We start from the raw sequence: 24,689 nt of genomic DNA on the forward strand, positions 1-24,689 counted from the left end.
TGTCGCGAATGAATTCGCTCCCATAATCACCGGATGGGAGCGACTTCAGTCGCGAAGCCCTTACAGACTGAACCGCGAAACCATGCTGTTCAGGTCGACGGCCAGACGCGACAGTTCGTTGCTGGCGGCTGTTGTCTGGTTGGCACCTGTGGTGGACTGGGCTGACAGGTCGCGAATGTTCACCAGATTGCGGTCGACCTCACGGGCGACTTGAGCCTGTTCTTCGGCGGCGCTGGCGATGACCAGGTTGCGCTCGTTGATTTCTTCCACCGCCGTGTGAATGGTTTCCAGCGCCAGACCAGCACCTTTGGCGATGCTCAGGGTCGATTCGGCGCGCTCGGTGCTGTTACGCATCGAATTCACGGCCTGTTCGGTACCACCCTGGATGCTGCCGATCATGCGTTCGATTTCGCTGGTCGACTGCTGGGTGCGATGAGCCAGGGCGCGGACTTCGTCGGCCACGACGGCAAAACCGCGTCCGGCCTCACCGGCGCGGGCAGCCTCGATGGCCGCGTTGAGGGCCAGCAGGTTGGTCTGGTCGGCAAGGCCGCGGATCACATCCAGTACCTTGCCGATATCGCGGGACTCTTCAGCCAGATTGCTGATGAGTTCGGCGGTGCTCTGCACGTCGCCGCTCATGCGCTCGATGGCATTGACGGTTTCCACCACCAGATCACGACCGTCTCCAGCCGACGAGGTCGCGCTTTTCGAGGCTTCGGAGGTGCTGGTCGCGTTGCGGGCAACTTCTTCGACGGCGCTGGTCATTTCGTTGACCGCAGTGGCAGCCTGTTCGATTTCATTGTTCTGTTGCGCCAGGCCGCGAGCGCTTTCGTCGGTTACCGCATTCAGTTCTTCTGCTGCCGAGGCCAGTTGAGTGGCTGAGCCGGAAATGCGTTGCAGGGTGTCGCGCAGCTTGCCTTGCATGGTTTGCATGGCCAGCAGCAGGCGACCTGCTTCGTCGGTGCCGTCGACTTCGATCGGACGAGTCAGATTGCCTTCGGCAATGGTTTCGGCTGCATGCAGGGCTGCTGAAATCGGGCGGGTAATGCTCTTGGTCAACAGCCAGGCGAACAGGATGGTCAGCAGCGTAGCGGTGATCAACAGGCCGATGACCAGATTGAAGGCCGAGGCATATTCCTGGGCTGCCTGCTTTTTGGTGTCGTTCAACTGCTCCGTGTTGATGTCCACCAGTTTGCTGAGCACGACGTTCATCTGGTCGGAGTTGCTGAGCATTTCGTTATTGAGCAGGTCTTGCAGCTCATCGATCCTGTTGGCCCGGGTCAGGACTTTCATGCGCTCTTCGAGCTGGCGATATTGCCCGAGCAATTGCACGTACTGGTTGTAGAGAGCCTGCTCTTTCGGGTCACCGATCAGTTTTTCGTAAATGGCCTGGGCTTCACCGATCTGCTTGTTACGCATGGCCAGCAAGTCGATGGTTTTCTGCTGGATATCCGGTTCCCGATTGACCAGCAGGCGATAGGAAAGCACCCGCAGGCGAATACTCACCTCGGCAAATCGATCCAGGCTCTTGATACTGGGCACGCTGTTTTCGGCCAGGGTTTCGGTGGCCACACGGATCTTGCTCATCTGTGAAAGGGCGAAAATGCCCAGGATCAGCATGAGAGTGCCGATCACGGCAAAGCCGAGGAACGCACGTGGCGCGATGTTCATATTACGTAGTGACATGGAAGCTTCCAGAAGTCAGGCGCGTTCCATGCGTCGTATAAAGGAGAAGGCGATTTCGTGATGTTGGCTGCCTATCGGTTCTACAACGAAAGTCTTGAGGTCAGGACACGTACTTTGAGGGGCTGGATTTCTGGCGCCTTTTTCAGAAAACCGAAAAAACACCCGCAAGTGCTTGAAACCACTGGGGCGGGCCGTTTGCGAGTGATGGCACCGGGATTTTTACTGCGCGCTTTTGTCGCAGCAGCGGTGTTCTGACGAACCGCAGGAACCCGATGGGCAAAATGCAGTCCCATGGCCTCTGAAGCCTTGCTTTGTTCTGGCATGCGTAAAGACTTTTCTTTATCGTGTGCGCCCGTTGAAATTTGCTTGAGAAATCAGAATGTTGGAAACCTCCCTCAGCCAGTTGGAACAGCTTGTCGGTGACCTGGTGCAACAGAACCAGCAACTGCAGGACACAAACGCGCAACTGAGCGCCGAACTTGCCAAAGCCAGGGATGAGAACGACAGCCTGCAGTTGAGCCTGATGGAACAGGAAGAGAAACAAGGCAGTACCGCTGCACGTATTCAGGCACTGGTCGAACGCGCAACCAGCGCAAGTGCTGTCGGCGCATGAGCTACGACAGAAACGGGGTAACCGTTCTCTCCATCCTGGGTAACGAATATTCGATCAAGGCACCGGCAGGCGAGGACAAGACGCTTTTGCAGGCCGCAGCGATGCTCCAGGCATCCCTTGCCGATACCAAGCGCAAGTATCCGACCCTGATCGGTGATCGCCTGCTGGTGCTGGCGGCGCTGAATCTGTGCTCGCAGCAGATCGAGCTTGAGCAGCAGCACAAGGTCGAACTGGCACGTTATCAGGAACAGGTCAGCGCGACGGTGGATGTGATTTCCAAGACTATTTCGCAGGGTTGAGTTGTTACCTGTTCGCGAATGAATTCGCTCCCGCACGGTAGCGAATTCATTCGCGATAACCCTAACCCTGCATCACCAGGCGAATATCGGCTGCCAGTTCCCGCACTCGTGCTTCTTCGGTATCCCAGGAGCACATGAAGCGTGCGCCGCCCTTGCCGATGAAGGTGTAGAAACGCCAGCCCCTGGCGGTCAATGCCGCAATCGCCGGTTCCGAAAGTTGCAGGAATACGCCGTTGGCCTGCACCGGGAACATCAGTTCAACGCCGGGAATATCCTTGACCAGTTCGGCCAGCAATTGCGCGCAATGGTTGGCGTGGCGCGCATGTTTGAGCCAGGCGTCGTTTTCCAGCAGCCCGACCCATGGCGCGGACAGGAAGCGCATTTTCGAGGCCAGTTGCCCGGCCTGTTTGCAGCGATAGTCAAAGTCTTCGGCCAGGTCATGGTTGAAGAACAGGATGGCTTCGCCCACCGCCATGCCGTTCTTGGTGCCGCCAAAGCACAGCACATCGACGCCTGACTTCCAGGTCAGTTCGGCGGGTGAGCAGTCCAGATAGGCGCATGCATTGGAAAAGCGGGCACCGTCCATATGCAGATGCAGGCCAAGCTCCTTGCAGGTGGCGCTGATCGCCCGGAGTTCTTCCGGCAGGTAGACACCGCCGACTTCCGTCGCCTGGGTCAGAGTCACGACCCGGGGTTTGGGGTAGTGGATGTCCTGACGCTTGAGCGCCACTTCGCGGATCGATTCAGGCGTCAGCTTGCCGCCCGAGCTTGGGGCGGTCAGCAGTTTGGAACCGTTGGAGAAGAATTCAGGCGCACCGCATTCGTCTGTTTCGACGTGGGCAGTTTCCGAACAGATGACACTGTGATAACTCTGGCACAGCGACGACAGCGCCAACGAGTTGGCCGCCGTGCCGTTGAAGGCAAAGAACACTTCGCAATCGGTTTCGAACAATCGACGGAAATCGTCGGAGGCGCGGGCAGTCCACTGGTCATCGCCATAGGCACGTTGATGCCCCTTGTTCGCCTGTTCCATGGCTGCCCAGGCTTCTGGGCAGATGCCGGAATAGTTGTCGCTGGCGAACTGTTGGCTTTGGTCTGTCATGGCCGATTCCTTGTGGTCGTTTATGGTGCGCACTTTAGCGAACAATGCCGTGTCGAGTAACGCCATTGTTAATGGTTGGAATGCTTTTATTTTCGGGAGCGATATGGATCTTTCAAACCCGCCCTTTCTGCCGGGACGCGACAAGGCGCTGGATCTGCTCAAATGGCTGGCGATGCTGAGCATGGTGCTCGATCACCTGCGCTATGTGGGCTGGGCGGTAAACGTTCTCTACGTGCCGGGACGTCTGGCTTTTCCCTGGTTTTGCCTGGCGATTGCGGTCAATCTGGCGCGCCGCAGCGCGGCGTTGGTGACGCCCCGGGTGCAATGGCGTTATCTGGGCTGGGTGCTTGGGTTTGCGGTGCTGTCGGAGATTCCCTATCGACTGTTCATGACCGATGCCACGACCCTGAATGTGATGCCGACCCTGTTGCTCGGCTTGCTGATTGCCCAGGGCTGGCGACACCGCAATGTCACGACACGACTCATGGCCAGCGCTGCCGTGCTGTTTGCCGCGATCTTTCAGCAGCATCTGATGTTCGGTTTTGCGGGTGTGTTGCTGCCATTGGCGTTGCTGCTGGTCTTGCAGAAACCGCTCTGGTACGCGGTATTTCCGGCGGTACTCTGTGTGGCGGCCAATGCCTGGTCCGACATGTTCGCCGGTGCGGCATGGGGCGATCCGATCTCCATTGGTTCGATCATCGCGTGCCTGATCGCCCCGGTCATGGGCATTGCACTGCTGCGCCGGAAGCCAGGGGTTGCAGTCGTACCGATGCGGCGCTGGGCTTATGCGATCTACCCCGGACATTTCCTGGTCTTGCTGGGGCTGCGGGAGTTGCTGGCTCTCTGACGCCTTTCCGAATCGCATGGATCACTTTGTGGGAGGCAGCTTGCTGGCGACTTCCACGTAAAGACGCAGAATATATGCCGGTTCTCAGGCTTTTTTCGCCAGCAAGCTGCCTCCCACAAGTTTTGTTTGTGCCTTGGCTGATCGGCATGAGTCCCACAGATATCTGTAGACAAAGCGCCATTACTGCCCTTATCTTCGCCGCAGGCCGCCTCATGTGGCCAACGTCGCTCGGACGGTTCCGGGCGCTTACGTCTGCGAGATACTCATGGCTGACCAAGGTTTGCCGCGCCGCTTTGCGCGCATAGATCGACTCCCCCCTTACGTGTTCAACATCACTGCCGAGCTGAAAATGGCGGCTCGTCGTCGTGGTGAAGACATTATCGACTTGAGCATGGGTAACCCCGATGGGGCGACGCCACCTCATATCGTCGAAAAACTGGTTACCGTTGCCCAGCGTGAAGACACCCACGGCTACTCGACTTCGCGTGGCATTCCCCGTCTGCGCCGGGCCATTTCCAACTGGTACAAGAAACGCTACGAGGTCGATATCGACCCGGAAAGCGAAGCCATTGTCACCATCGGTTCCAAGGAAGGTCTGGCGCACCTGATGCTTGCCACCCTGGATCAGGGTGACACGGTGCTGGTGCCCAACCCCAGTTACCCGATCCACATCTACGGTGCCGTGATTGCCGGTGCCCAGGTGCGTTCGGTGCCGCTGGTGCCGGGCGTAGACTTCTTTGCCGAACTGGAAAAGGCCATTCGCGGCTCGATCCCCAAGCCAAAGATGATGATCCTCGGCTTTCCGTCCAACCCGACGTCCCAATGCGTCGAACTGGACTTCTTCGAGCGTGTGGTTGCGCTGGCCAAGCAGTACGACGTGCTGGTTATCCACGACCTGGCCTATGCCGATATCGTCTATGACGGCTGGAAGGCTCCGTCGATCATGCAGGTTCCCGGCGCCAAGGACATTGCGGTGGAGTTCTTCACCTTGTCCAAGAGCTACAACATGGCGGGCTGGCGCATCGGTTTCATGGTGGGTAACCCGGAGCTGGTCAGTGCCCTGGCGCGGATCAAGAGCTATCACGACTACGGCACCTTCACACCCCTGCAGGTGGCGGCGATTGCCGCACTCGAAGGCGACCAGCAATGCGTGCTCGACATTGCCGAGCAATACCGCCAGCGTCGCAATGTGCTGGTCAAGGGCCTGCACGAACTGGGCTGGATGGTGGAAAACCCGAAAGCCTCGATGTACGTCTGGGCCAGAATTCCGCCGGCCTATGCGCATCTTGGCTCGCTGGAGTTCGCCAAGAAGCTGCTGGCCGAAGCCAAGGTCTGTGTGTCGCCGGGCATCGGTTTCGGTGAGTACGGTGACGATCACGTCCGTTTCGCCCTGATCGAAAACCAGGACCGCATCCGTCAGGCTGTGCGCGGCATTCGCGCCATGTTCCGGGCCGACAAGCCTGCCTGATTTCTAGCTAAGGGTGTCTGGTACACCGCCGTCGCGGCCAGGATCCCTTCCACGAGGTTTACACAACTCATTGTGGGAGGGGCCTTGGCCGCGACGTCATTCGCCAATCGATTTGTCTCTCCCCGCCATGTCATGTCGTAAACGCACCTTTGTGTGGCGTCCGTAGGCATTTGGTCGGTTTGCGTCGGCCCTACCATCGCATTCAAAGGGCACTTACAGCCCTGCCGACAAGACAGGCGCAACGCCGCCGCTGGGAGAATCGCGATGTTCAGCAAGCAAGACCAGATCCAGGGATATGACGATGCACTGTTGGCTGCTATCAATGCCGAGGAGCAGCGTCAGGAAGACCATATCGAGCTGATCGCCTCCGAGAACTACACCAGCAAGCGTGTGATGCAGGCCCAGGGCAGCGGGCTGACCAACAAATATGCCGAAGGCTATCCCGGCAAGCGTTATTACGGTGGCTGCGAGCACGTCGACAAGGTCGAGCAACTGGCTATCGAGCGGGCCAAGCAACTGTTCGGCGCCGATTACGCCAACGTCCAGCCGCACTCGGGCAGTCAGGCCAACGCCGCTGTCTATCTGGCTCTGCTGCAGGCAGGCGATACTGTTCTGGGCATGAGCCTGGCCCATGGCGGTCACCTGACCCACGGTGCCAAGGTGAGTTTTTCCGGTCGTCTCTATAACGCTGTGCAATACGGCATCGACACCAATACCGGGTTGATCGATTACGACGAAGTCGAGCGCATTGCCCTGGAAACCAAACCGAAGATGATCATTGCCGGTTTCTCGGCCTACTCGAAAACCCTGGATTTCCCGCGTTTCCGTGAAATCGCGGACAAGGTCGGAGCTTACCTGTTTGTCGATATGGCCCACGTTGCGGGGCTGGTGGCTGCCGGTCTGTATCCGAACCCGCTGCCTTACGCCGATGTGGTGACCACCACCACCCACAAGACCCTGCGCGGCCCGCGTGGTGGCCTGATTCTGGCCAAAGCCAACGAAGATCTCGAGAAAAAGCTCAATGCCGCCGTATTCCCGGGCGGGCAGGGCGGCCCGTTGATGCACGTCATCGCCGCCAAGGCCGTGTGCTTCAAGGAGGCGCTGGAGCCAGGCTTCAAGATTTATCAGCAACAAGTGATCGATAACGCCCAGGCCATGGCGCAGGTATTCGTGGACCGAGGCTACGACGTGGTATCCGGTGGCACCGACAACCACCTGTTCCTGGTCAGCCTGATTCGCCAGGGCCTGACCGGCAAGGATGCAGACGCCGCTCTGGGTCGTGCACACATCACCGTCAACAAGAACTCGGTACCGAACGACCCGCAATCGCCGTTCGTGACCTCGGGCCTGCGGATCGGCACCCCGGCTGTCACCAGTCGTGGTTTCAAGGTGACCCAATGTACCGATCTGGCCGGCTGGATCTGCGACATTCTCGACAACCTCGGCGATGCCGATGTCGAGGCCAACGTCGCCAGTCAGGTCGCTGCACTGTGCGCCGATTTCCCGGTTTATCGCTGAGTCAGGAGTAGCCTTTCATGCAGCATTACTCAGGCTTCGGCCTTTTCAAACACTCCCTCAGCCATCATGAAAACTGGCAGCGCATGTGGCGTACGCCGACGCCCAAGAAAGTCTACGACGTCGTGATCGTCGGCGGTGGCGGGCATGGCCTGGCAACGGCCTACTATCTGGCCAAGGAACACGGCGTGAAAAACGTGGCCGTGGTCGAGAAGGGCTGGCTCGGCGGCGGTAACACGGCGCGAAACACCACTATCGTGCGCTCCAACTACCTGTGGGATGAGTCGGCTCATCTGTACGAACACGCCATGAAACTGTGGGAAGGCCTGTCTCAGGACCTTAACTACAACGTCATGTTTTCCCAGCGCGGCGTCTATAACCTGTGCCACACGCTGCAGGACATGCGCGACTCCGAGCGTCGGGTCAGCGCCAACCGCCTCAACGGTGTGGATGGCGAACTGCTCAATGGCAAACAGGTTGCCGAAGAGATTCCTTACCTGGACTGCTCGAAAAACACTCGCTACCCGATCATCGGTGCAACGGTCCAGCGCCGTGGCGGCGTTGCCCGTCACGATGCCGTGGCCTGGGGCTTTGCCCGTGCGGCCGATGCCCTGGGTGTGGACCTCATCCAGCAGACCGAAGTGATCGGATTCCGCAAGGAAAACGGCGTCTGCATCGGCGTCGAAACCAACAAGGGCTTCATCGGCGCCAAGCGTGTCGGTGTGGTAACTGCCGGTAACTCAGGGCATATGGCGAAACTGGCGGGCTTCCGTCTGCCGATCGAATCCCATCCGTTGCAGGCGCTGGTGTCCGAGCCGATCAAACCGATCATCGACAGTGTGATCATGTCCAACGCCGTTCACGGTTATATCAGCCAGTCCGACAAGGGCGACCTGGTGATCGGTGCCGGTATCGATGGCTGGGTCGGCTATGGCCAGCGTGGTTCGTATCCTGTGATCGAACACACCATCCAGGCCATCGTCGAGATGTTCCCTGTGCTGTCGCGTGTGCGCATGAACCGCCAGTGGGGCGGCATCGTCGATACCACGCCGGACGCCTGCCCGATCATCTCCAAGACACCTGTACCGAACATGTTCTTCAACTGCGGTTGGGGCACCGGTGGCTTCAAGGCAACGCCTGGCTCGGGCAACGTGTTTGCCGCCAGCCTGGCCAAGGGCGAAATGCACCCGCTGGCCAAGCCTTTCTCTATCGACCGTTTCCACAACGGCGCCCTTATTGACGAACATGGCGCTGCAGCAGTCGCCCACTAACAGGAGAACACCCTCATGTTGCATATCTTCTGTCCTCACTGTGGCGAACTGCGCTCCGAAGAGGAATTTCACAGCTCCGGCCAGGCGCATATCCCGCGTCCGCTGGATCCGAACGCCTGCACCGACGAAGAGTGGGGCGATTACATGTTCTTCCGTGACAATCCCCGTGGTCTGCACCATGAACTGTGGATTCACGCCGCCGGTTGCCGCCAGTACTTCAATGCCACCCGCGACACCGTGACCTACGAGATTCTGGAAACCTATCCGATTGGCAGCAAGCCACAGTTCACGGCCAAGGGAGACAAGGCATGAGCCAGACCAACCGACTGCCCCACGGTGGCCGTATCGACCGGAGCAAGGTGCTGAATTTCACCTTCAACGGCCAGTCTTATCAGGGTTTCGAAGGCGACACCCTGGCCGCTGCATTGCTGGCCAATGGCGTGGATATCATTGGCCGCAGCTTCAAGTATTCCCGGCCTCGCGGCATTTTCGCGGCGGGCTCCGAAGAGCCGAACGCGGTATTGCAGATCGGCGCAACCGAAGCGACCCAGATCCCCAACGTGCGTGCCACTCAACAGGCGCTGTATCCGGGTCTGGTTGCGACCAGCACCAACGGCTGGCCGAGCGTCAACAATGACGTGATGGGGATTCTCGGCAAGGTCGGCGGCAAGCTGATGCCGCCGGGTTTCTACTACAAAACCTTCATGTACCCGCAATCGTTCTGGATGACTTACGAGAAGTACATCCGCAAGGCAGCCGGTCTTGGCCGTTCGCCCACCGAGAACGACCCGGACACTTATGACGCGATGAACCAGCACTGCGATGTGCTGATCGTCGGAGCCGGGCCTGCCGGTCTGGCCGCTGCCCTGGCCGCTGCGCGCAGTGGCGCACGGGTGATTCTGGCCGATGAGCAGGAAGAGTTTGGTGGCAGCCTGCTCGACAGCCGTGAAAGCCTCGATGGCAAACCGGCCGCCGAATGGGTCACTGTCGTCATTGCCGAACTCAAGGGCCTGAAGAATGTGACCCTGCTGCCTCGCGCCACGGTCAACGGCTATCACGACCACAACTTCCTGACCATCCATGAGCGCCTGACCGACCATCTGGGGGATCGTGCCCCGATTGGTATGGTGCGGCAGCGTATGCATCGCGTACGCGCCAAGCGTGTCGTTCTGGCCACCGGTACTCACGAGCGCCCGCTGGTCTACGGCAACAACGACGTGCCGGGCAACATGCTGGCCGGTGCCGTCTCCACTTATGTACGCCGTTATGGTGTGGCTCCGGGCCGCAAGCTGGTGTTGTCGACCAACAACGACCATGCCTATCGTGTTGCTCTGGACTGGATCGATGCCAGTCTGCAAGTGGTGGCCATTGCCGATGCACGCCATAACCCGCGTGGTCCACTGGTCGAGGAAGCTCGGGCCAAGGGCATTCGCATCCTGACTTCCAGTGCTGTGATCGAAATCCGTGGCAGCAAGCGCGTGACGGCTGCCCGTGTGGCTGCCATCGACGCTAAGGCCTTGAGCGTCACCAGTCCTGGCGAGTGGCTCGAGTGTGATCTGGTTGCCAGCTCCGGCGGTTACAGCCCGATCGTGCACCTGGCTTCGCATCTGGGCGGCAAGCCGGTCTGGCGTGAAGACATTCTCGGCTTCGTGCCGGGCGAAGCACCGCAGAAGCGTGTCTGCGTCGGTGGTGTGAATGGTGTCTACAGCCTGAACGATACTCTGGCCGACGGTTTTGAAGGTGGTGCTCGTGCTGCCAGCGAAGCCGGTTTCAAGGCAGTGGAGGGCGTCATGCCCAAAGCCCTGAGCCGCGCAGAAGAGCCGACGCTGGCGCTGTTCCATGTGCCTCATGAAAAAGGTACGGCCCGTGCGCCCAAGCAGTTCGTCGACCTGCAGAACGATGTCACTGCTGCCGCCATCGAACTGGCGACCCGTGAGGGTTTCGAGTCGGTCGAGCACGTCAAGCGCTATACCGCATTGGGCTTCGGGACCGATCAGGGCAAGCTGGGCAACGTCAACGGTCTGGCCATTGCTGCCCGTTCGCTGAAGGTTTCCATCCCCGAGATGGGCACCACCATGTTCCGCCCGAACTACACCCCGGTGACCTTCGGCGCTATCGCCGGTCGTCATTGCGGGCATATCTTCGAGCCGGTGCGTTTTACCGCACTGCATGCCTGGCACCTCAAGAACGGTGCCGAGTTTGAAGATGTCGGTCAGTGGAAACGCCCATGGTACTTCCCGAAAAACGGCGAAGACATGCACGCCGCGGTCGCCCGTGAATGCAAGGCCGTGCGCGCAAGCGTCGGTCTGCTGGACGCCTCGACACTGGGCAAGATCGACATTCAGGGCCCGGACGCCCGGGAATTCCTGAACCGCGTCTACACCAACGCCTGGACCAAGCTGGATGTGGGCAAGGCGCGCTATGGCCTGATGTGCAAGGAAGACGGCATGGTCTTCGACGACGGCGTGACCGCCTGCGTCGCCGACAACCACTTCATCATGACCACTACGACTGGCGGCGCGGCCCGTGTACTGCAATGGCTGGAGCTCTATCAGCAGACCGAGTGGCCGGAGCTGAAGGTGTATTTCACCTCGGTGACCGACCATTACGCGACCCTGACGCTGTCCGGCCCCAATAGCCGCAAGCTGCTCAGCGAAGTGACCGATATCGATCTGGGCCGCGAAGCCTTCCCGTTCATGACCTGGAAGGAAGGTCTGGTGGCTGGTGTGCCAGCGCGGGTGTTCCGTATCTCCTTTACCGGCGAGCTGTCCTACGAGGTCAACATCCAGGCCGACTACGCCATGGGCGTTCTGGAAAAGATCGTCGAAGCAGGCAAGAAGTACAACCTGACGCCTTACGGCACCGAGACCATGCACGTGCTGCGGGCCGAGAAGGGTTTCATCATCGTCGGTCAGGACACCGATGGCTCGATGACCCCGGACGACCTCAACATGGGCTGGTGTGTGGGCCGTACCAAGCCGTTCTCCTGGATCGGCTGGCGCGGCATGAACCGCGAAGATTGCGTGCGCGAACAACGCAAGCAACTGGTGGGCCTCAAGCCGGTCGACCCGACCAAATGGCTGCCGGAAGGTGCGCAACTGGTCTTCGACACCCAGCAAACGATTCCGATGAACATGGTTGGCCACGTCACCTCCAGCTATGCCCACAACTCTCTGGGTTATTCGTTTGCGATGGGCGTGGTCAAGGGTGGCTTGCAGCGCATGGGCGAACGGGTCTTTGCACCGTTGGCCGATGGCAGCGTGATCGAGGCCGAAATCGTTTCTTCGGTGTTCTTCGATCCGAAAGGCGATCAGCAGAACGTTGAGTAAAACAACGCACTGCAGGAGCGCGCTTGCCCGCGACGACCTGCTTGCAGACACAGTTTTCATTGTTTGAACCATGGAGGTCGCGGGCAAGCGCGCTCCTACAGGCACAAAGGTGTCCCATGACCACAGTCAACGTATACCAACAGCGCCCCGAAGCGGGCGTAAAGGCTGAATCGCCGCTGTTCCACGCCGACCTCGGCAGCCTGGTCGGTAAAGGCCGCGCCAACCCTGGTGTGGTCCTGCGCGAGAAGAAACTGCTCGGCCACCTGACCATCCGTGGCGATGGTCGTGATCCGGCGTTCGCTGCCGGAGTCCACAAGGCTCTGGGCATGGAACTGCCCGCAGCGCTCACCCTGGTCTCCAGTGGTGAAAGCTCGCTGCAATGGCTTGGCCCGGATGAATGGCTGCTGATCGTACCTACCGGCGAAGAATTCGCCACTGAGCAACGTCTGCGCGAAGCACTGGCAGGCTTGCATATCTCGGTGGTGAATGTCAGCGGTGGCCAATCCATTCTGGAACTGACCGGTCCCAAGGTTCGTGAAGTGCTGATGAAATCCACCAGCTATGACGTACACCCGGACAAATTCCCGGTCGGCAAGGCGGTCGGCACGGTGTTCGCCAAGTCGCAACTGGTGATTCGCCGCACTGGCGAGGAAACCTGGGAACTGCTGATCCGTCGCAGCTTCTCGGATTACTGGTGGCTGTGGCTGCAGGATGCCAGCGCCGAATATGGATTGAGCATCAAGGCGTAGGAGCGCGCTTGCCCGCGATCGAGTGCGCAGCGCTCGCAAACTCTACGACTGCTACGCAGCCGATCGTCGGAGTGCCGCCCAGGGCAAGCGCTCCTACAGAAAAGCCTTTTAATTCATGATGTTGCATTTATGTTTAATGAGAGCGAATTCATTCGCGAACAGCGGCAGTAAACAGGAGTCACCCTTATATGAGTCGCGCCCCCGATACATGGATTTTGACTGCCGACTGCCCCAGCGTCCTGGGCACGGTGGACGCGGTCACCCGCTATCTGTTCGAGCAGGGCTGCTATGTCACCGAGCATCACTCGTTCGATGATCGGTTGTCCGGGCGTTTTTTCATTCGGGTCGAATTCCGTCAGCCGGACGGTTTCGACGAGGCCGCCTTTCGTTCCGGCCTGACCGAGCGTGGCGAAGCCTTTGGCATGATCTTCGAGCTGACGGCACCGAACTACCGGCCCAAAGTGGTCATCATGGTTTCCAAGGCCGACCACTGCCTGAACGATCTGCTCTATCGCCAACGGATCAATCAGCTGTCCATGGATGTAGTGGCGGTGGTCTCCAATCACCCCGATCTCGAGCCTCTGGCTGGCTGGCACGGAATTCCGTACTACCATTTCCCACTCGACCCGAACGATAAGCCTTCTCAGGAAGCGAAGGTCTGGAAGGTCATCGAAGACTCAGGTGCGGAACTGGTGATCCTTGCCCGTTACATGCAGGTGTTGTCACCAGAGCTGTGCCGCAAGCTCGACGGCAAGGCGATCAACATTCATCACTCGCTGCTGCCGGGCTTCAAGGGTGCCAAGCCTTACCACCAGGCCTACAACAAGGGCGTGAAGCTGGTGGGCGCCACGGCGCATTACATCAACAACGACCTGGACGAAGGACCGATCATTGCCCAGGGCGTCGAAGTGGTAGACCACAGCCATTATCCCGAAGACCTGATTGCCAAAGGCCGGGATATCGAAGGACTGACACTGGCACGGGCCGTCGGGTATCACATCGAGCGGCGGGTTTTTCTGAATGCCAACAGGACGGTAGTGCTCTAGAAGCTGCAAGCGACAAGTTTCAAGCTGCAAGTGAGAAGCGAAAAGCAGCAAGCTGAAGGTTGGCCAGATCCTCTTGCCGCTTGAAGCTTGCCACTTGCAGCTAACTCCCCCTCTTTCCAACAACAAAACATAGAGGTGAACGCATGTCTGGTAATCGCGGTGTGGTGTATCTCGGCGCTGGCAAGGTCGAGGTGCAAACAATTCCTTTCCCGAAAATGCAGGATCCAAGAGGCAAGCGCATCGAACACGGAGTCATCCTGCGCGTTGTTTCAACCAACATCTGCGGCTCGGACCAGCACATGGTGCGCGGTCGTACCACTGCCCAGGTCGGTCTGGTGCTTGGCCATGAAATCACCGGTGAAGTGCTCGAGGTCGGACGTGATGTCGAGAATCTCAAGGTCGGCGATCTGGTATCTGTACCTTTCAACGTGGCGTGCGGTCGTTGCCGCAGTTGCAAGGAACAGCACACCGGTGTCTGCCTGAGCGTCAACCCGGCGCGTGCCGGCGGGGCGTATGGTTATGTCGACATGGGTGACTGGGTCGGCGGCCAGGCGGAGTACGTGCTGGTGCCTTACGCCGATTTCAACCTGCTGAAACTGCCTGACCGCGATGCGGCCATGGAAAAGATTCGTGACCTGACGTGCCTGTCCGACATTCTGCCCACCGGTTATCACGGTGCGGTAACGGCGGGTGTCGGCCCGGGCAGCACGGTGTATGTTGCCGGTGCCGGTCCTGTCGGTCTGGCGGCGGCTGCTTCGGCCCGCTTGCTGGGCGCGGCGGTGGTGATCGTCGGCGATGTGAACCCGACGCGTCTGGTTCATGCCAAGGCCCAGGGTTTCGAGATCGCCGACCTGTCCCTGGATACGCCACTTCACGAACAGATCGCCGCGTTGCTGGGCGAGCCTGAAGTCGATTGCGCGGTGGATGCCGTAGGTTTCGAGGCGCGTGGTCATGGTCACGCAGGTGCTCAGTCCGAAGCGCCGGCCACCGTGCTCAACTCCTTGATGGGCGTGGTACGTGTTGCCGGCAAGATCGGTATTCCCGGCCTGTACGTCACCGAAGATCCGGGTGCTGTCGATGCCGCTGCGAAAATTGGCAGCCTGAGCATTCGCTTCGGTCTGGGCTGGGCCAAATCCCACAGCTTCCATACCGGTCAGACCCCGGTCATGAAGTACAACCGTCAATTGATGCAGGCCATCATGTGGGATCGCATCAAGATTGCAGACGTGGTGGGTGTCGAAGTCATCAGTCTGGATGACGCGCCACGTGGCTACGGCGAGTTCGATGCGGGCGTACCGAAGAAATTCGTGATCGATCCGCACAAACTGTTCAGCGCTGCATAAGCCTGTCGCGGCCAAGGCTTCTTTGGGAGGGGCCCTGGCCGCAACTTCACTTCCCGGACGGCACGTCCGTTTCGGAAAGAACCACTCTCCAGCCGTTACATCCGGGAACAAGGTCTTCATCCTCCAGTCAAACCGTCTGTTTTACCATCCACCGATGGTTTCGGTTCTAGAGGTTGACTGTAATGAACACTGTTCGCGGTATGGCACTTGCTACATTGATGGCCCTGGCGGCAAGCCCGGCTTTGGCATTCAATCTGAATGACGCAGCCAATGCGGTTTCCAACGCCACAGGCGGTAATCAGAAAGCCACGGCAGCGCCTGAAGTCGCTGGTCTGCTCAATACCCTCGGAACACAACTGAATGTCACTCCCGAACAGGCCGTTGGCGGTACGGGAGCCTTGCTTGGGCTGGCGAAAAACAAACTCACCGGCCCTGACTATTCGCAACTCACCAAGTCCGTTCCGGGGCTTGATCAATTGTCGGGGCTTTCCTCGTTGAATACGCTGGGTGACGGTGGGCTGGGAGCCTTGCTGGGCGGCAGCGGAAAATCGGGAAGCGGTTCGGCGCTCGGCAGTGCGTTGGGCAATGTGCAGAGCATGGGTGACGTGAACAACGCGTTCAAGGCGCTGGGCATGGACAGCAACATGGTCAGTCAGTTTGTGCCGGTGATCCTGCAATACCTCGGTCAGCAAGGTGCCAGCGGCTCCGCATTGCAGAGCCTGGGCAGCCTATGGAGTACCGGTAGCTGATTCGTTACGCAGGGCGCTGATGTGAGCGTCCTTTTCGATCCAGAGCTGGTTGACCCAGTTCTGGATCTTCTCGCGAAACAGTGGATCGTTCTCGTAGTCGCCCTGCCAGAGTGCAGGGTCCAGCTCACGGGTCTTGATGTCGACGATCACTTTCGGCACTCGCCCGCACAGCATGTCCCAGAATCCCGGAATCCGTGAGTCGGGATACACCACCGTCACATCCAGAATCGCATCCAGTTGTTCCCCCATGGCAGCCAGCACGAACGCCACGCCTCCAGCCTTGGGTTTGAGCAGGTTCTTGTAGGGCGAAGCCTGTGCCGCATGCTTGGCTTTTGTGAAGCGTGTGCCTTCCAGATAGTTGACGATGGTCACCGGCTGGCGCTTGAACAGTTCGCAGGCGGCCTTGGTGATTTCCAGATCCTTGCCCTTGAGTTCCGGGTGTTTTGCCAGGAACGCCTTGCTGTAGCGCTTCATGAACGGATAATCCAGTCCCCACCAGGCCAGCCCCAGGAACGGCACCCAGATCAGTTCCTTTTTCAGGAAGAACTTGAAGAACGGTGTCCGGCGGTTGAGGGCCTGCACAAGGGCCGGGATATCGACCCATGACTGGTGATTGCAGATCAGCAGGTAGGAGGTATCGCCGCGCAGGCCTTCGTGGCCGCGGATCTCCCAGCGTGTCGGAGTGAAGGCGCCGAAGATGAGCTTGTTGATTTCCGCCCAGGTTTCGGCAATCCACATCACTGCCGCCGAACAGCGATCCCGCATGAGTCCCTGGAATAACAGCTTGAGAAGCGCAAAGACCAATAGCGGGCCGATGAGCACGAGGGTGTTGATCAGCAGCAGAAGGGTGACGAAACAGCCACAAAGCACTCGACGCATAAGGTTCTCTTGAGTCTCTTCAAGGTTGGCAATCATAGAGACACTGATTTGCCACGCCAATTACACAGGTGCTTACAAATGTTTCACGCGCCAACGATTATGCTGATCCTGTCCGAACAAACGTCAAGTTCGCTGTCTAAAACCGGGCGCCAATCAAGGCGCTGCCCCCTTGCGAGGAAACTGCCACGTGAAACCGATTCTGGCGCTCTTGTCTCTGCTGGCGTTGCCTGTCATGGCCGCCGAACCGACGCTGTATGGTCGCTATGAAAACATCAAGGTCGCCGAGATCGGCCAGACCTTCAAGGCCAAGATGGACACCGGCGCGCTGACCGCATCGCTGTCGGCCAAGGACATCGAGTTGTTCCAGCGTGATGGCGAGGACTGGGTGCGTTTCCGTCTGGCGACCAAGGATGCCGACAGAAAAGTCTACGAACACAAGGTTTCACGCATCAGCACGATCAAGGGACGCGCCGAAGGCGATGACGAAGATGAAACCATCGATTCCGCCAAGCGCCCTGTGGTTGACCTTGAGCTGTGCCTGGGCAACAAGAAACGCACCGTCGAAGTGAACCTGGTGGATCGCAGCCACTTCAACTACCCGTTGCTGATCGGTGCCAAGGCTCTGCGCGAGTTCGATGCCGCAGTAAACCCTGCACGCCGCTATACCGCCGACCAGCCCGATTGCTGATCGACGTTACAGGCAGGATCAAACGAACGGCTGGGTCGCCAGCATCGAGGGCCGCTGGCTGACGTCGGCGTACCAGTTGGCCAGTCGCGGATAGCTGCTGCGCCAGCGCAGATCCGGTTGGCGGAAGTCCAGATAGCCCAGCGCTGCGGCCACGCTGATTGAGGCTATGTCGAAGGATGAGCTGAGTTCGGTGATTGCATCCTGCTCGAAATAGCTCAGGGCGCGCTCGATCTTTTCCTGCTGGTTATCGAGCCATTGGTCCCAGTGCTTTTCCTGAGGGCGCAGGGCGGTTTCGTAACGGATCAGCAGCGCGGCGTCCATCACGGCATCGGCCAAGGACGCCAGGGTCAGACGCCTCCAGCGCGCCGAGCCTTCGCGAGGGATCAGCGGGTTGCCTACATGCTGGTGGTCCAGATAGTCGAGGATCACGCGGCTGTCATGAATGACATTGCCGTCGGCCAGACGCAGGGCCGGGATCTTGCCAGCGGGGTTGTCGTCATTGAGTTCGGCAGAAGGATTGACGGGTGTAAGCAGGGTGGTCTGCAACTGCACGCGGTCGAGCTGCCCGGTTTCATGAAGCAGAACCACCACCTTGCGGGCGAAGGGAGAGGCGGGGTTGGAATACAACGTCATGGTAGGTGCTGACATGAATGGTCCTCGGCAGGTACAGATTCATAGACTAGTCAGCGGGTTGCCGGTCTGCAATCCGGAAAAGGTCATCGCCGCTTCATCAACCCCCGAATACTCAACCCCGCGGCAATTCCCATCCCGACCCAGGCCAGGGTATCCCACCAGCCATCGCCCAGCAGGGCCATGAACAACCCCGCGCCTGTCAGAACGCCAACCACGCCTGGCACGGCAAAGGTCGAACCCTTTTTCATGCTTTCACCTGCGCCCGACGCCGCACCCACCACAGATAAAGACCGCTGCCCAGCACGATGATGGTCAGTACATCCAGCACTGCCCACAGAATCTTCATCGGCATGCCGCCGTAATCACCGAAATGCAGCGGTTGCGACATGCCCAATGCGTCCATGTACCAGGGGCGTGCGACCAGTGCCGAGACTTGCAGGGTCTGGGCATCGATCAATACGGGGGTGGCCAGGTGGGCGGTCAGGTGTGTGTTGCCCTTGAGGAACACGGCGTAATGGTGCTCGCTGGAAAAACGCGTACCGGGGAAGGCGATGAAATCCGGCTGCATGCCTGGCGCAGCGGCTTCGGCGATGTCCAGCAGGTGTGTTACAGGTGATCGCTGGAGCAGCGGCGGAGCGTCGCGGTACGGTTCGATCATGGTCGCCAGAGCATTGTTGCGCCAGGAGGCAATCAACAGATCGGCGCAGGCGCTGATCACCCCGGTCACGCCCACCACCAGCGCCCAGGTCAGGGTCACGACGCCGATCAGGTTATGCAGGTCCAGCCAGCGGGTGCGCGTGGATTTGCCTGCGCGCACGGTGCCGAATTCGAGCTTGCGCATGAACGGCGCATACAGCACGGTCCCTGAAACGATCGCGACCACAAACAGCAATCCCATGAATGCCAGCAGCAGTTTGCCCGGCAGCTCTGCATACATATCCACATGCAGGCGCAGCATGACCATCATGAAGCCGCCGTTGGCCGATGGCATTTCCTGGGCCTCACCGGTACGGGCATCCAGAGCGAAGGTGTGGGATGAGTTGGGTTCGGTGCCAGCTGTTGCTGCAGTGATTGCCATGACGCCATTGGGATCGTCTTCGTCCCAGCCGAAATACTGCAGCACTTCACCGGGCCGGTGGGCCTCGGCGGCCTGAACCAGTTGTTCAAGGTTCAGGCGCGGTGTGTCGGCGGGCATTTCCCGATAGTGCGGTGCGTCGCCCAGCAGATGGTCGATCTCGTGATGAAAGATCAGTGGCAGACCGGTCACCGCCAGCATCAACAGAAACAGCGTGCAGATCAGGCTGCTCCAGGTATGGACGATGGACCAGCGGCGCACGGTTTGGCTTTTCATTGCATGTTCCAGAAGCAAAAGGCCCGCTGACAGTCAGAGGGCCTTTGGTGCGGGGATCAAATCACCACTTGTAATTGACGCTGGCGACAACGTTGCGCTGATCGCCGTAGTAGCACCAGAAACCATCGCAGGTGGCCAGATAGTCCTTGTTGAAAATGTTCTTGGCGTCCACCGCCACCGAAGCACCTTTCAGGCTACTGGCCAGACGGCCCAGGTCGTAATGCACCGAAGCGTCGTAGACGGTGTAGGAGCCCACATGGCCAAGGGTGGTGTTGCTCTGGTTGCCATAAGTGTCACCCACATAACGCACGCCTGCACCGACACCGAAGCCGTCGAGTGCGCCGTTGTGCCAGGTGTAGTCTGCCCAGGCCGTGGCCTGGTTGCGCGGCACTTGCGGGACACGGTTGCCCTTGTCGTCGCCCTTGAGGATTTCGCTGTCTGTGTAGGTATAGGAACTGATCAGTTTCAGGTTGTCGGTCACATCCGAAGTGGCCTCCAGCTCCAGGCCGCGAACCTGGATCTCGCCGATCTGACTGGTGATGCTGTTTTCGGTGATGGACACGTTCTTCTGCCGCAGATCGAACACGGCCGCAGTCAGCAAGGTCTTGGAACCGACCGGCTGGTACTTCAGGCCGGCTTCGTACTGACGGCCTTCGGTGGGCTTGAACGATTCGGTGGCACTGACGCCTGCACCGGAGGCTGGCTGGAATGACTCGGTATAGGAAATGTAAGGCGTGAAGCCGTTATCGAATACATAGCTCAAGCCCGCGTTGGCGCTGAAATTGCTGTCGCGCTGGGTGCTGGTCACATCGTTGTTGTTATAGAACTTCGTACCGGTATGAATCCAGTCTTCACGCCCGCCCAGGGTCAGGCGCCACTTGTCCAGAGAGATCTGGTCCTGTGCATAGAGGCCGGTCTGCCGGGTTTTCTGGTTGTAGTCGTACAGCGTCGAGTAGAGCACGTTGGAGAAGTCCGCGCCGTACACTGGGCGGTTGACGTTGGTGCCCGGAACGTTGCCCCAGCCATACAGCCACTGGTAGTTGGTATTGGAGCGCTGATGGTCCAGGCCCAGCAATACGGTATGGCTCAGGGCTCCAGTCTGGAAGTCGGCCTGGAAATTGTTGTCCACGGCAAACTGGCTGATGTCCTCGTTGACTACGCCTGTGGTGCGCCCGATGTTGCCGTCCGCATCGACGGCAGTCGGGCCATTGTTGACGCTCAGGGCCTGGAACGAGAGATCGCTCTTGGTGTAGCGCAGGTTCTGGCGGAACTGCCAGACATCGTTCAGGCGATGGTCGAAGGCATAGCCCAGCGCGTAATAGGTGCGGTCATAGAACTCCCAGTCCGGATCACCCAGGTTCTTGTGATGGGAAATCCTGCCCGCAGCCGAGTCCAGTCTGGTGCCCTGCAAGGGCAGGAACTGACCGGTAATCCCGGTATCGTCGCGGGTGTACTGCGAGATGAACGTCAGGTGTGTGTCGTCATCGATATTCCAGGTCACGCTGGGCGCAATGTTGTAGCGCTTGTCCGGGATGTGGTCGATGGCCGAGCCGCTGTCACGCACGACACCGCTGACCCGGTACAGGAACTGACCGTCTTCGTCGATCTTGCCGGTGCTGTCGAAATTGATCTGCTTGTGTTCGTTGTTGCCGACCTGCAGGCCGACTTCGTTGCTGCTTTCGGCTTGCGGGCGGCGGCTGACCATGTCGAGCATGCCGCCCGGAGGTGTCTGGCCGTAGACCGAAGACGACGGGCCGCGCAGCACCGCGATGCGCTCAAGGTTCCATGGCTCGGGCTTGGGGTTGGCATAGGAACCGACCGGCATGGGCAGGCCGTCGAGGAACTGGGTCGGGACGAAGCCGCGAATGCGCAGCCAGTCGTTGCGCGAGTCGGAGCCATAACCGCTGCTGACGACACCTGCGGTATAGCGCAGGGCATCATTGAGGTTGAGTACGGAGCGATCATCCATCTGCTGGCGGGTCACGACCGATATCGAACGGGGTGCTTCCACGATGGGGGTATCTGTCTTGCTGCCGGCCGCCGTGCGGGTCGCGGTATAACCCTCGACCGGTCCCCATGCGCTTTCACTGTCACCCTGCATGCCTTGAATGGTGGTTTCCGGCAAGGCCAGCGTTCCTTCCGGTGCGGCTTCCAGGCTGTAGGTACCGGCACTGCTCTGTACCAGTTGCAGACCCGTGCCACGCAAGGCCTGACGCATGGCCGCAGTGGCCTCGAACTGGCCTTGCACCGGTGCCGAGGTGCGACCGCTTACCAGCGATGGATTGATCGCCAGGGCCAGCCCTGCCTGACTGGCAATCTGATTCAGCGTAGTGGACAGCGCAGCGGCTGGCAGATTGTAGGCACGAACGCTTGAAGCCTGTTCGGCGGCAATCGGCGAAGTGCTCACCAGCGGCGCGCCGAGGGCGATTGCCAGTGCCAGCAGGCTGGGACGCATAAGGGTTTCAAGCGGGCGAGACATACAAGGCTCCAGGGCAAACGGTATCTATTGCCTCTCTGCCGCACGAGTCTGAAAAAGTGACAGGGCTGCTGGTGAAAATATTCCGGGTCAGGGTTTTTCGGGCGATGCAGCGTCGCCTTTCTCGGGCCGTGCCTGGACTTTCACCCACCATGGCGTGTGCTGCTCGATCTGCACCGGCAAGGTCGGCAACAAGGCCTTGAGGGCCAGATCGGTATTGCCCAGCGGGAAGCTGCCGGTAATCCGCAGATCCGCCACCTGTGGCGAAACACCCAGATAGCCGACCCGATAACGGCTCAGTTCGTCGAGCATGTCGCCCAGGCGGGCGTTGTCCATGACCAGCATGCCGCGAGTCCAGGCATCGGCACCCGAGGGCAGACTGAGCAGCGGGCCGAGCCCATCGGCCGTCAGCAGGACTTGTTGCCCTTCGCGCAAGACCTGCTCGTTCCCGTGGTCGCGAGTATTGGCTGCGACCGCCGATTGCAGCACGCTCAGGCGTGTGCCATCGGTTTCGCGCCTGACGAGGAAGCGAGTGCCCAGGGCGCGCATCCTGCCGTCGCGGGTTTCGACGATGAAGGGGCGCGGGTCGTCATGGTTGCCGGTTTCAACCAGTATCTCCCCATCCTGCAGCACGACCCGACGCTGTTGCGCGTCGTAATGCACATCGATTGCGCTGTGGGTATTGAGACGAATCAGGGTGTTGTCCGCCAGGCGAATGTCCCGCTGTTCGCCGGTCGCGGTGCGCTGATCGGCGAGCCAGTAATCCAGCGGCAGGTAGCGCTCGCTCATGAACAGCGCCAGCCCGCAACTCAGCAACACCCCGGCGAGCCCGCCGCCCAGCTTGCGTACGCGACGACGAAGGGTGCCGGGCGCCTGTTGCAAGGCCTTGCGTGCGGGACCTGCGGGAATGGCGAAGCGCTGGTTGAGCATCCCCAGCTGGCTCCAGGCCCGGGCGTGCTCTTCATTGGCGGCCAGCCATTTGCTGAATTCGTCCTGCTCGATCCCGTCGCCGGAGTCCAGGCACAACTGCCAGGCAATGGCAGCATCCAGCACTTGCGCGGAAACGGGTCTTGAGCCTGAGAGCTTCATGTCGGCTCGCCATAAAGGGCGATGTAGCACTGGCGCATGGCCTGGGCCAGGTATTGCCGGACCCGGGAAACCGAAACCCCGAGGCGCTCGGCGATCTCGCCATGGCTCAGGCCGTCCAGGCGGCTGTACAGAAACGCCGCCCGGGCCTTGCTGGACAGCTTGTCCAGCATCCGGTCGATGGTCTTGAGGTCTTCAAGAATCAGCAATTGATCCTGCGGGGAAGGATGTTCGGCTTCCGGTATCAGCATCAGCTCGTTGAGATAAGCCTGCTCCAGTGCTGCACGACGGAAATAGTCGAACAACAGGCCTTTGGCGACCGCTGCCAGAAAGGCGCGAGGTTCATTCGGGGTCTTGAGCTCGTCGCGTCCCAGCAGGCGTACGAACGTGTCCTGGCTCAGGTCTTCGGCCCGCTGTGGGCAGGCCACATTGCGTCGAAGCCAGGCCAGCAGCCAACTGCGATGGTCGCGATACAACACGCCAACGATCTCGTTATGAGTGCTTGGGGCTGACGACACGAATGGCCTCGAATGGAAATGTATTAAATAACGAGAACGATTCGCGATTCTGTCAGAGCGCGGGGATGCTGGCAATTGACGCTTATCGGAATGCGGTCTTCACCCTGTTGCAATGGAGCTTGCCCGCGACTGCTTCAAATTGGATGAAACAGTTTTGACTTCACTGGCCCTGTCGCCGGCAAGCCGTCTCCCACAGTCATTGCCTGTTCATAAAAGATCAGCGCTTATTCCCGACCGGTGCCAGCAGCAGTTCGATCCGCTGTTTGCGAATGGCGTCGGCAGCCGTTTCGGCGAGTGCTGCATCGGTAATGATGGTGTCGAACTGTTCAAGGGCCGAAACCTTGTACATGCCGAAGGTGCCGTATTTGGAGCTGGTGGCGATCAGCACCGTCTGTGATGCCGACTGCATGGCCGCCTGTTTGACCTCGACTTTCAGCGCCGACGGCGTAGTGTTGCCACGATGCATGTCCCATGAACTGGTCGACAGGAACGCCACGTCGGTGGCCAGTTGACGCAGTGTCGCCGCAGCCAGGCCGCCGACGCTGGAGCGGTTGGGATGGTCGAGCAGGCCGCCGGTATGAATCACATCCACATGAGCCGCATCGGCCAGGGCGTTGACGATGCCGAAGTCGTTGGTCACCACCGTCATGCCGGACAGCGCCACGATATGCGGCACGATCTCCAGGGTGCTGGTGCCGGCGTCCAGGTAAATGGTCATGTCCGGATGCAGCAGCCCGGCTGCCAGCCTGGCCATGGCTTGCTTTTGCGGCAGTTCCACGACGGCCTTGGACTGATGGCTGGGCTCGCTATGGAGCTGGCTGGCGATACGTACGCCGCCGGTCACCGAGTAGGCGCGTCCTTCCTGTTCCAGCACGGCGATATCGCGGCGGATGGTCATGTGCGAGCAATCGAACATTTCCATCAACTGATGCACGCTCAATACTTGATGCTTGCGCAGTTGACGAAGCATCAGCTCGCGTCGCTGATCGGGGATCATCGGTGTACCGCCAACGATGGCGATATCCTCTTCGGTGGACATTC

The 24,689-nt window shown here is 59.7% G+C and carries 24 protein-coding genes and 1 pseudogene; 14 read left to right on the forward strand and 11 right to left on the reverse strand.

All coding sequences use genetic code 11. From position 1 onward, the window contains the following. Positions 1 to 60 precede the first annotated feature (60 nt). A complete protein-coding gene (locus tag JSY17_RS25965; RefSeq protein WP_408636087.1) occupies positions 61 to 933 on the reverse strand; it encodes a methyl-accepting chemotaxis protein in 873 nt (290 codons plus the stop codon). Further along, positions 916 to 1,686, reverse strand: a pseudogene (locus tag JSY17_RS25970) (MCP four helix bundle domain-containing protein); the annotation flags it as partial. The gene JSY17_RS25965 and the pseudogene JSY17_RS25970, both read right to left, overlap by 18 nt. A 60-nt stretch (positions 1,687 to 1,746) precedes the next feature. On the opposite strand from JSY17_RS25970, the gene JSY17_RS07110 reads away from it, so the two are divergent. From JSY17_RS07110 to JSY17_RS07120, 3 genes are all read left to right on the forward strand, one after another. After that, positions 1,747 to 1,941: a hypothetical protein gene (locus tag JSY17_RS07110; protein ID WP_206401546.1), complete on the forward strand. Its 195-nt coding sequence runs from the start codon at positions 1,747 to 1,749 to the stop codon at positions 1,939 to 1,941. A gap of 124 nt (positions 1,942 to 2,065) precedes the next feature. Then, positions 2,066 to 2,299: a hypothetical protein gene (locus tag JSY17_RS07115; RefSeq protein ID WP_117167217.1), complete on the forward strand. Its 234-nt coding sequence runs from the start codon at positions 2,066 to 2,068 to the stop codon at positions 2,297 to 2,299. Next, on the forward strand, positions 2,296 to 2,598 hold the full coding sequence (locus tag JSY17_RS07120; protein WP_117167218.1) for a cell division protein ZapA: 303 nt from the start codon (positions 2,296 to 2,298) through the stop codon (positions 2,596 to 2,598). Before JSY17_RS07115 ends, JSY17_RS07120 begins: the two co-directional genes overlap by 4 nt. A gap of 61 nt (positions 2,599 to 2,659) precedes the next feature. Here the strand turns inward: JSY17_RS07120 and JSY17_RS07125 are convergent, their stop codons facing one another. Next, entirely contained in the window at positions 2,660 to 3,700 is a 1,041-nt protein-coding gene (locus tag JSY17_RS07125) for a threonine aldolase family protein (RefSeq protein ID WP_117181732.1), read from the reverse strand. Positions 3,701 to 3,803: 103 nt separating this feature from the next. Between JSY17_RS07125 and JSY17_RS07130 the strand changes: the two genes are divergently transcribed. From JSY17_RS07130 to JSY17_RS07175, 10 genes are all read left to right on the forward strand, one after another. Then, on the forward strand, positions 3,804 to 4,547 hold the full coding sequence (locus tag JSY17_RS07130) for a TraX family protein (protein WP_122372324.1): 744 nt from the start codon (positions 3,804 to 3,806) through the stop codon (positions 4,545 to 4,547). A 265-nt stretch (positions 4,548 to 4,812) separates the two neighbouring features. After that, positions 4,813 to 6,015 (forward strand): alanine transaminase, encoded by a 1,203-nt coding sequence (alaC, locus tag JSY17_RS07135; RefSeq protein WP_117167221.1) that lies wholly within the window; start codon positions 4,813 to 4,815, stop codon positions 6,013 to 6,015. Positions 6,016 to 6,279: 264 nt separating this feature from the next. Beyond that, positions 6,280 to 7,533 carry a serine hydroxymethyltransferase gene (gene glyA / locus JSY17_RS07140; protein WP_117181729.1) on the forward strand — a complete coding sequence of 418 codons (1,254 nt, stop codon included), beginning with the start codon at positions 6,280 to 6,282 and terminating at the stop codon, positions 7,531 to 7,533. Between the two features lie 17 nt (positions 7,534 to 7,550). Further along, positions 7,551 to 8,801, forward strand: coding sequence for a sarcosine oxidase subunit beta family protein (locus tag JSY17_RS07145; protein WP_025258201.1), 1,251 nt, complete (start codon positions 7,551 to 7,553; stop codon positions 8,799 to 8,801). Between the two features lie 15 nt (positions 8,802 to 8,816). Then, complete coding sequence (locus JSY17_RS07150; protein WP_117167224.1) at positions 8,817 to 9,113, forward strand: sarcosine oxidase subunit delta; 297 nt, start codon at positions 8,817 to 8,819, stop codon at positions 9,111 to 9,113. After that, positions 9,110 to 12,130 (forward strand): sarcosine oxidase subunit alpha, encoded by a 3,021-nt coding sequence (locus tag JSY17_RS07155; RefSeq protein WP_206401545.1) that lies wholly within the window; start codon positions 9,110 to 9,112, stop codon positions 12,128 to 12,130. Before JSY17_RS07150 ends, JSY17_RS07155 begins: the two co-directional genes overlap by 4 nt. 116 nt (positions 12,131 to 12,246) lie before the next feature. Continuing rightward, positions 12,247 to 12,879 carry a sarcosine oxidase subunit gamma gene (locus tag JSY17_RS07160; RefSeq protein WP_206401544.1) on the forward strand — a complete coding sequence of 211 codons (633 nt, stop codon included), beginning with the start codon at positions 12,247 to 12,249 and terminating at the stop codon, positions 12,877 to 12,879. A gap of 188 nt (positions 12,880 to 13,067) precedes the next feature. Next, positions 13,068 to 13,925: a formyltetrahydrofolate deformylase gene (gene purU / locus JSY17_RS07165; protein WP_117167227.1), complete on the forward strand. Its 858-nt coding sequence runs from the start codon at positions 13,068 to 13,070 to the stop codon at positions 13,923 to 13,925. Positions 13,926 to 14,068: 143 nt separating this feature from the next. Further along, positions 14,069 to 15,268: a formaldehyde dehydrogenase, glutathione-independent gene (fdhA, locus tag JSY17_RS07170; RefSeq protein WP_117167228.1), complete on the forward strand. Its 1,200-nt coding sequence runs from the start codon at positions 14,069 to 14,071 to the stop codon at positions 15,266 to 15,268. A 182-nt stretch (positions 15,269 to 15,450) separates the two neighbouring features. Next, positions 15,451 to 16,017 (forward strand): DUF2780 domain-containing protein, encoded by a 567-nt coding sequence (locus tag JSY17_RS07175; protein WP_206401543.1) that lies wholly within the window; start codon positions 15,451 to 15,453, stop codon positions 16,015 to 16,017. Here the strand turns inward: JSY17_RS07175 and JSY17_RS07180 are convergent. Then, positions 15,997 to 16,896, reverse strand: coding sequence for an acyltransferase (locus JSY17_RS07180; RefSeq protein ID WP_117186712.1), 900 nt, complete (start codon positions 16,894 to 16,896; stop codon positions 15,997 to 15,999). The genes JSY17_RS07175 and JSY17_RS07180 overlap by 21 nt on opposite strands. Before the next feature lie 187 nt (positions 16,897 to 17,083). On the opposite strand from JSY17_RS07180, the gene rloA2 reads away from it, so the two are divergent. Beyond that, on the forward strand, positions 17,084 to 17,584 hold the full coding sequence (gene rloA2, locus JSY17_RS07185) for a retropepsin-like aspartic peptidase RloA2 (RefSeq protein ID WP_117181725.1): 501 nt from the start codon (positions 17,084 to 17,086) through the stop codon (positions 17,582 to 17,584). Between the two features lie 18 nt (positions 17,585 to 17,602). Here the strand turns inward: rloA2 and JSY17_RS07190 are convergent, their stop codons facing one another. The 7 genes from JSY17_RS07190 to JSY17_RS07220 all read right to left on the reverse strand — a co-directional run bounded on the left by JSY17_RS07190 (position 17,603) and on the right by JSY17_RS07220 (position 24,687). Continuing rightward, on the reverse strand, positions 17,603 to 18,232 hold the full coding sequence (locus JSY17_RS07190; protein WP_162880569.1) for a glutathione S-transferase: 630 nt from the start codon (positions 18,230 to 18,232) through the stop codon (positions 17,603 to 17,605). A 68-nt stretch (positions 18,233 to 18,300) separates the two neighbouring features. Further along, positions 18,301 to 18,465 carry a hypothetical protein gene (locus tag JSY17_RS07195; RefSeq protein WP_162883205.1) on the reverse strand — a complete coding sequence of 55 codons (165 nt, stop codon included), beginning with the start codon at positions 18,463 to 18,465 and terminating at the stop codon, positions 18,301 to 18,303. Continuing rightward, positions 18,462 to 19,568: a PepSY-associated TM helix domain-containing protein gene (locus JSY17_RS07200; RefSeq protein WP_206401542.1), complete on the reverse strand. Its 1,107-nt coding sequence runs from the start codon at positions 19,566 to 19,568 to the stop codon at positions 18,462 to 18,464. The genes JSY17_RS07195 and JSY17_RS07200 overlap by 4 nt, the downstream gene beginning before the upstream one ends. 61 nt (positions 19,569 to 19,629) lie before the next feature. Continuing rightward, positions 19,630 to 22,047, reverse strand: a complete 2,418-nt coding sequence (locus JSY17_RS07205) for a TonB-dependent siderophore receptor (protein ID WP_201012880.1) — start codon at positions 22,045 to 22,047, stop codon at positions 19,630 to 19,632. 87 nt (positions 22,048 to 22,134) lie between these two features. After that, positions 22,135 to 23,133: a FecR domain-containing protein gene (locus JSY17_RS07210; RefSeq protein ID WP_206401541.1), complete on the reverse strand. Its 999-nt coding sequence runs from the start codon at positions 23,131 to 23,133 to the stop codon at positions 22,135 to 22,137. After that, complete coding sequence (locus tag JSY17_RS07215; protein ID WP_117167236.1) at positions 23,130 to 23,648, reverse strand: RNA polymerase sigma factor; 519 nt, start codon at positions 23,646 to 23,648, stop codon at positions 23,130 to 23,132. Before JSY17_RS07215 ends, JSY17_RS07210 begins: the two co-directional genes overlap by 4 nt. A gap of 217 nt (positions 23,649 to 23,865) precedes the next feature. Then, the gene (locus JSY17_RS07220) at positions 23,866 to 24,687 is read right to left on the reverse strand and encodes a DeoR/GlpR family DNA-binding transcription regulator (protein ID WP_117181720.1); all 822 of its coding nucleotides are present in this window, start codon (positions 24,685 to 24,687) and stop codon (positions 23,866 to 23,868) included. Positions 24,688 to 24,689 lie beyond the last annotated feature (2 nt).

This window comes from Pseudomonas capsici, from assembly GCF_017165765.1.
Classification (GTDB): domain Bacteria; phylum Pseudomonadota; class Gammaproteobacteria; order Pseudomonadales; family Pseudomonadaceae; genus Aquipseudomonas; species Aquipseudomonas capsici.

Coding starts and splice junctions, on each gene's coding strand:
- JSY17_RS25965 (WP_408636087.1), bottom strand. CDS start 933: ATGCAAACCATGCAAGGCAAGCTGCGCGACACCCTGCAACGCATTTCC.
- JSY17_RS07110 (WP_206401546.1), top strand. CDS start 1,747: ATGTTGGCTGCCTATCGGTTCTACAACGAAAGTCTTGAGGTCAGGACA.
- JSY17_RS07115 (WP_117167217.1), top strand. CDS start 2,066: ATGTTGGAAACCTCCCTCAGCCAGTTGGAACAGCTTGTCGGTGACCTG.
- JSY17_RS07120 (WP_117167218.1), top strand. CDS start 2,296: ATGAGCTACGACAGAAACGGGGTAACCGTTCTCTCCATCCTGGGTAAC.
- JSY17_RS07125 (WP_117181732.1), bottom strand. CDS start 3,700: ATGACAGACCAAAGCCAACAGTTCGCCAGCGACAACTATTCCGGCATC.
- JSY17_RS07130 (WP_122372324.1), top strand. CDS start 3,804: ATGGATCTTTCAAACCCGCCCTTTCTGCCGGGACGCGACAAGGCGCTG.
- alaC (WP_117167221.1), top strand. CDS start 4,813: ATGGCTGACCAAGGTTTGCCGCGCCGCTTTGCGCGCATAGATCGACTC.
- glyA (WP_117181729.1), top strand. CDS start 6,280: ATGTTCAGCAAGCAAGACCAGATCCAGGGATATGACGATGCACTGTTG.
- JSY17_RS07145 (WP_025258201.1), top strand. CDS start 7,551: ATGCAGCATTACTCAGGCTTCGGCCTTTTCAAACACTCCCTCAGCCAT.
- JSY17_RS07150 (WP_117167224.1), top strand. CDS start 8,817: ATGTTGCATATCTTCTGTCCTCACTGTGGCGAACTGCGCTCCGAAGAG.
- JSY17_RS07155 (WP_206401545.1), top strand. CDS start 9,110: ATGAGCCAGACCAACCGACTGCCCCACGGTGGCCGTATCGACCGGAGC.
- JSY17_RS07160 (WP_206401544.1), top strand. CDS start 12,247: ATGACCACAGTCAACGTATACCAACAGCGCCCCGAAGCGGGCGTAAAG.
- purU (WP_117167227.1), top strand. CDS start 13,068: ATGAGTCGCGCCCCCGATACATGGATTTTGACTGCCGACTGCCCCAGC.
- fdhA (WP_117167228.1), top strand. CDS start 14,069: ATGTCTGGTAATCGCGGTGTGGTGTATCTCGGCGCTGGCAAGGTCGAG.
- JSY17_RS07175 (WP_206401543.1), top strand. CDS start 15,451: ATGAACACTGTTCGCGGTATGGCACTTGCTACATTGATGGCCCTGGCG.
- JSY17_RS07180 (WP_117186712.1), bottom strand. CDS start 16,896: ATGCGTCGAGTGCTTTGTGGCTGTTTCGTCACCCTTCTGCTGCTGATC.
- JSY17_RS07190 (WP_162880569.1), bottom strand. CDS start 18,232: ATGTCAGCACCTACCATGACGTTGTATTCCAACCCCGCCTCTCCCTTC.
- JSY17_RS07195 (WP_162883205.1), bottom strand. CDS start 18,465: ATGAAAAAGGGTTCGACCTTTGCCGTGCCAGGCGTGGTTGGCGTTCTG.
- JSY17_RS07200 (WP_206401542.1), bottom strand. CDS start 19,568: ATGAAAAGCCAAACCGTGCGCCGCTGGTCCATCGTCCATACCTGGAGC.
- JSY17_RS07205 (WP_201012880.1), bottom strand. CDS start 22,047: ATGTCTCGCCCGCTTGAAACCCTTATGCGTCCCAGCCTGCTGGCACTG.
- JSY17_RS07210 (WP_206401541.1), bottom strand. CDS start 23,133: ATGAAGCTCTCAGGCTCAAGACCCGTTTCCGCGCAAGTGCTGGATGCT.
- JSY17_RS07220 (WP_117181720.1), bottom strand. CDS start 24,687: ATGTCCACCGAAGAGGATATCGCCATCGTTGGCGGTACACCGATGATC.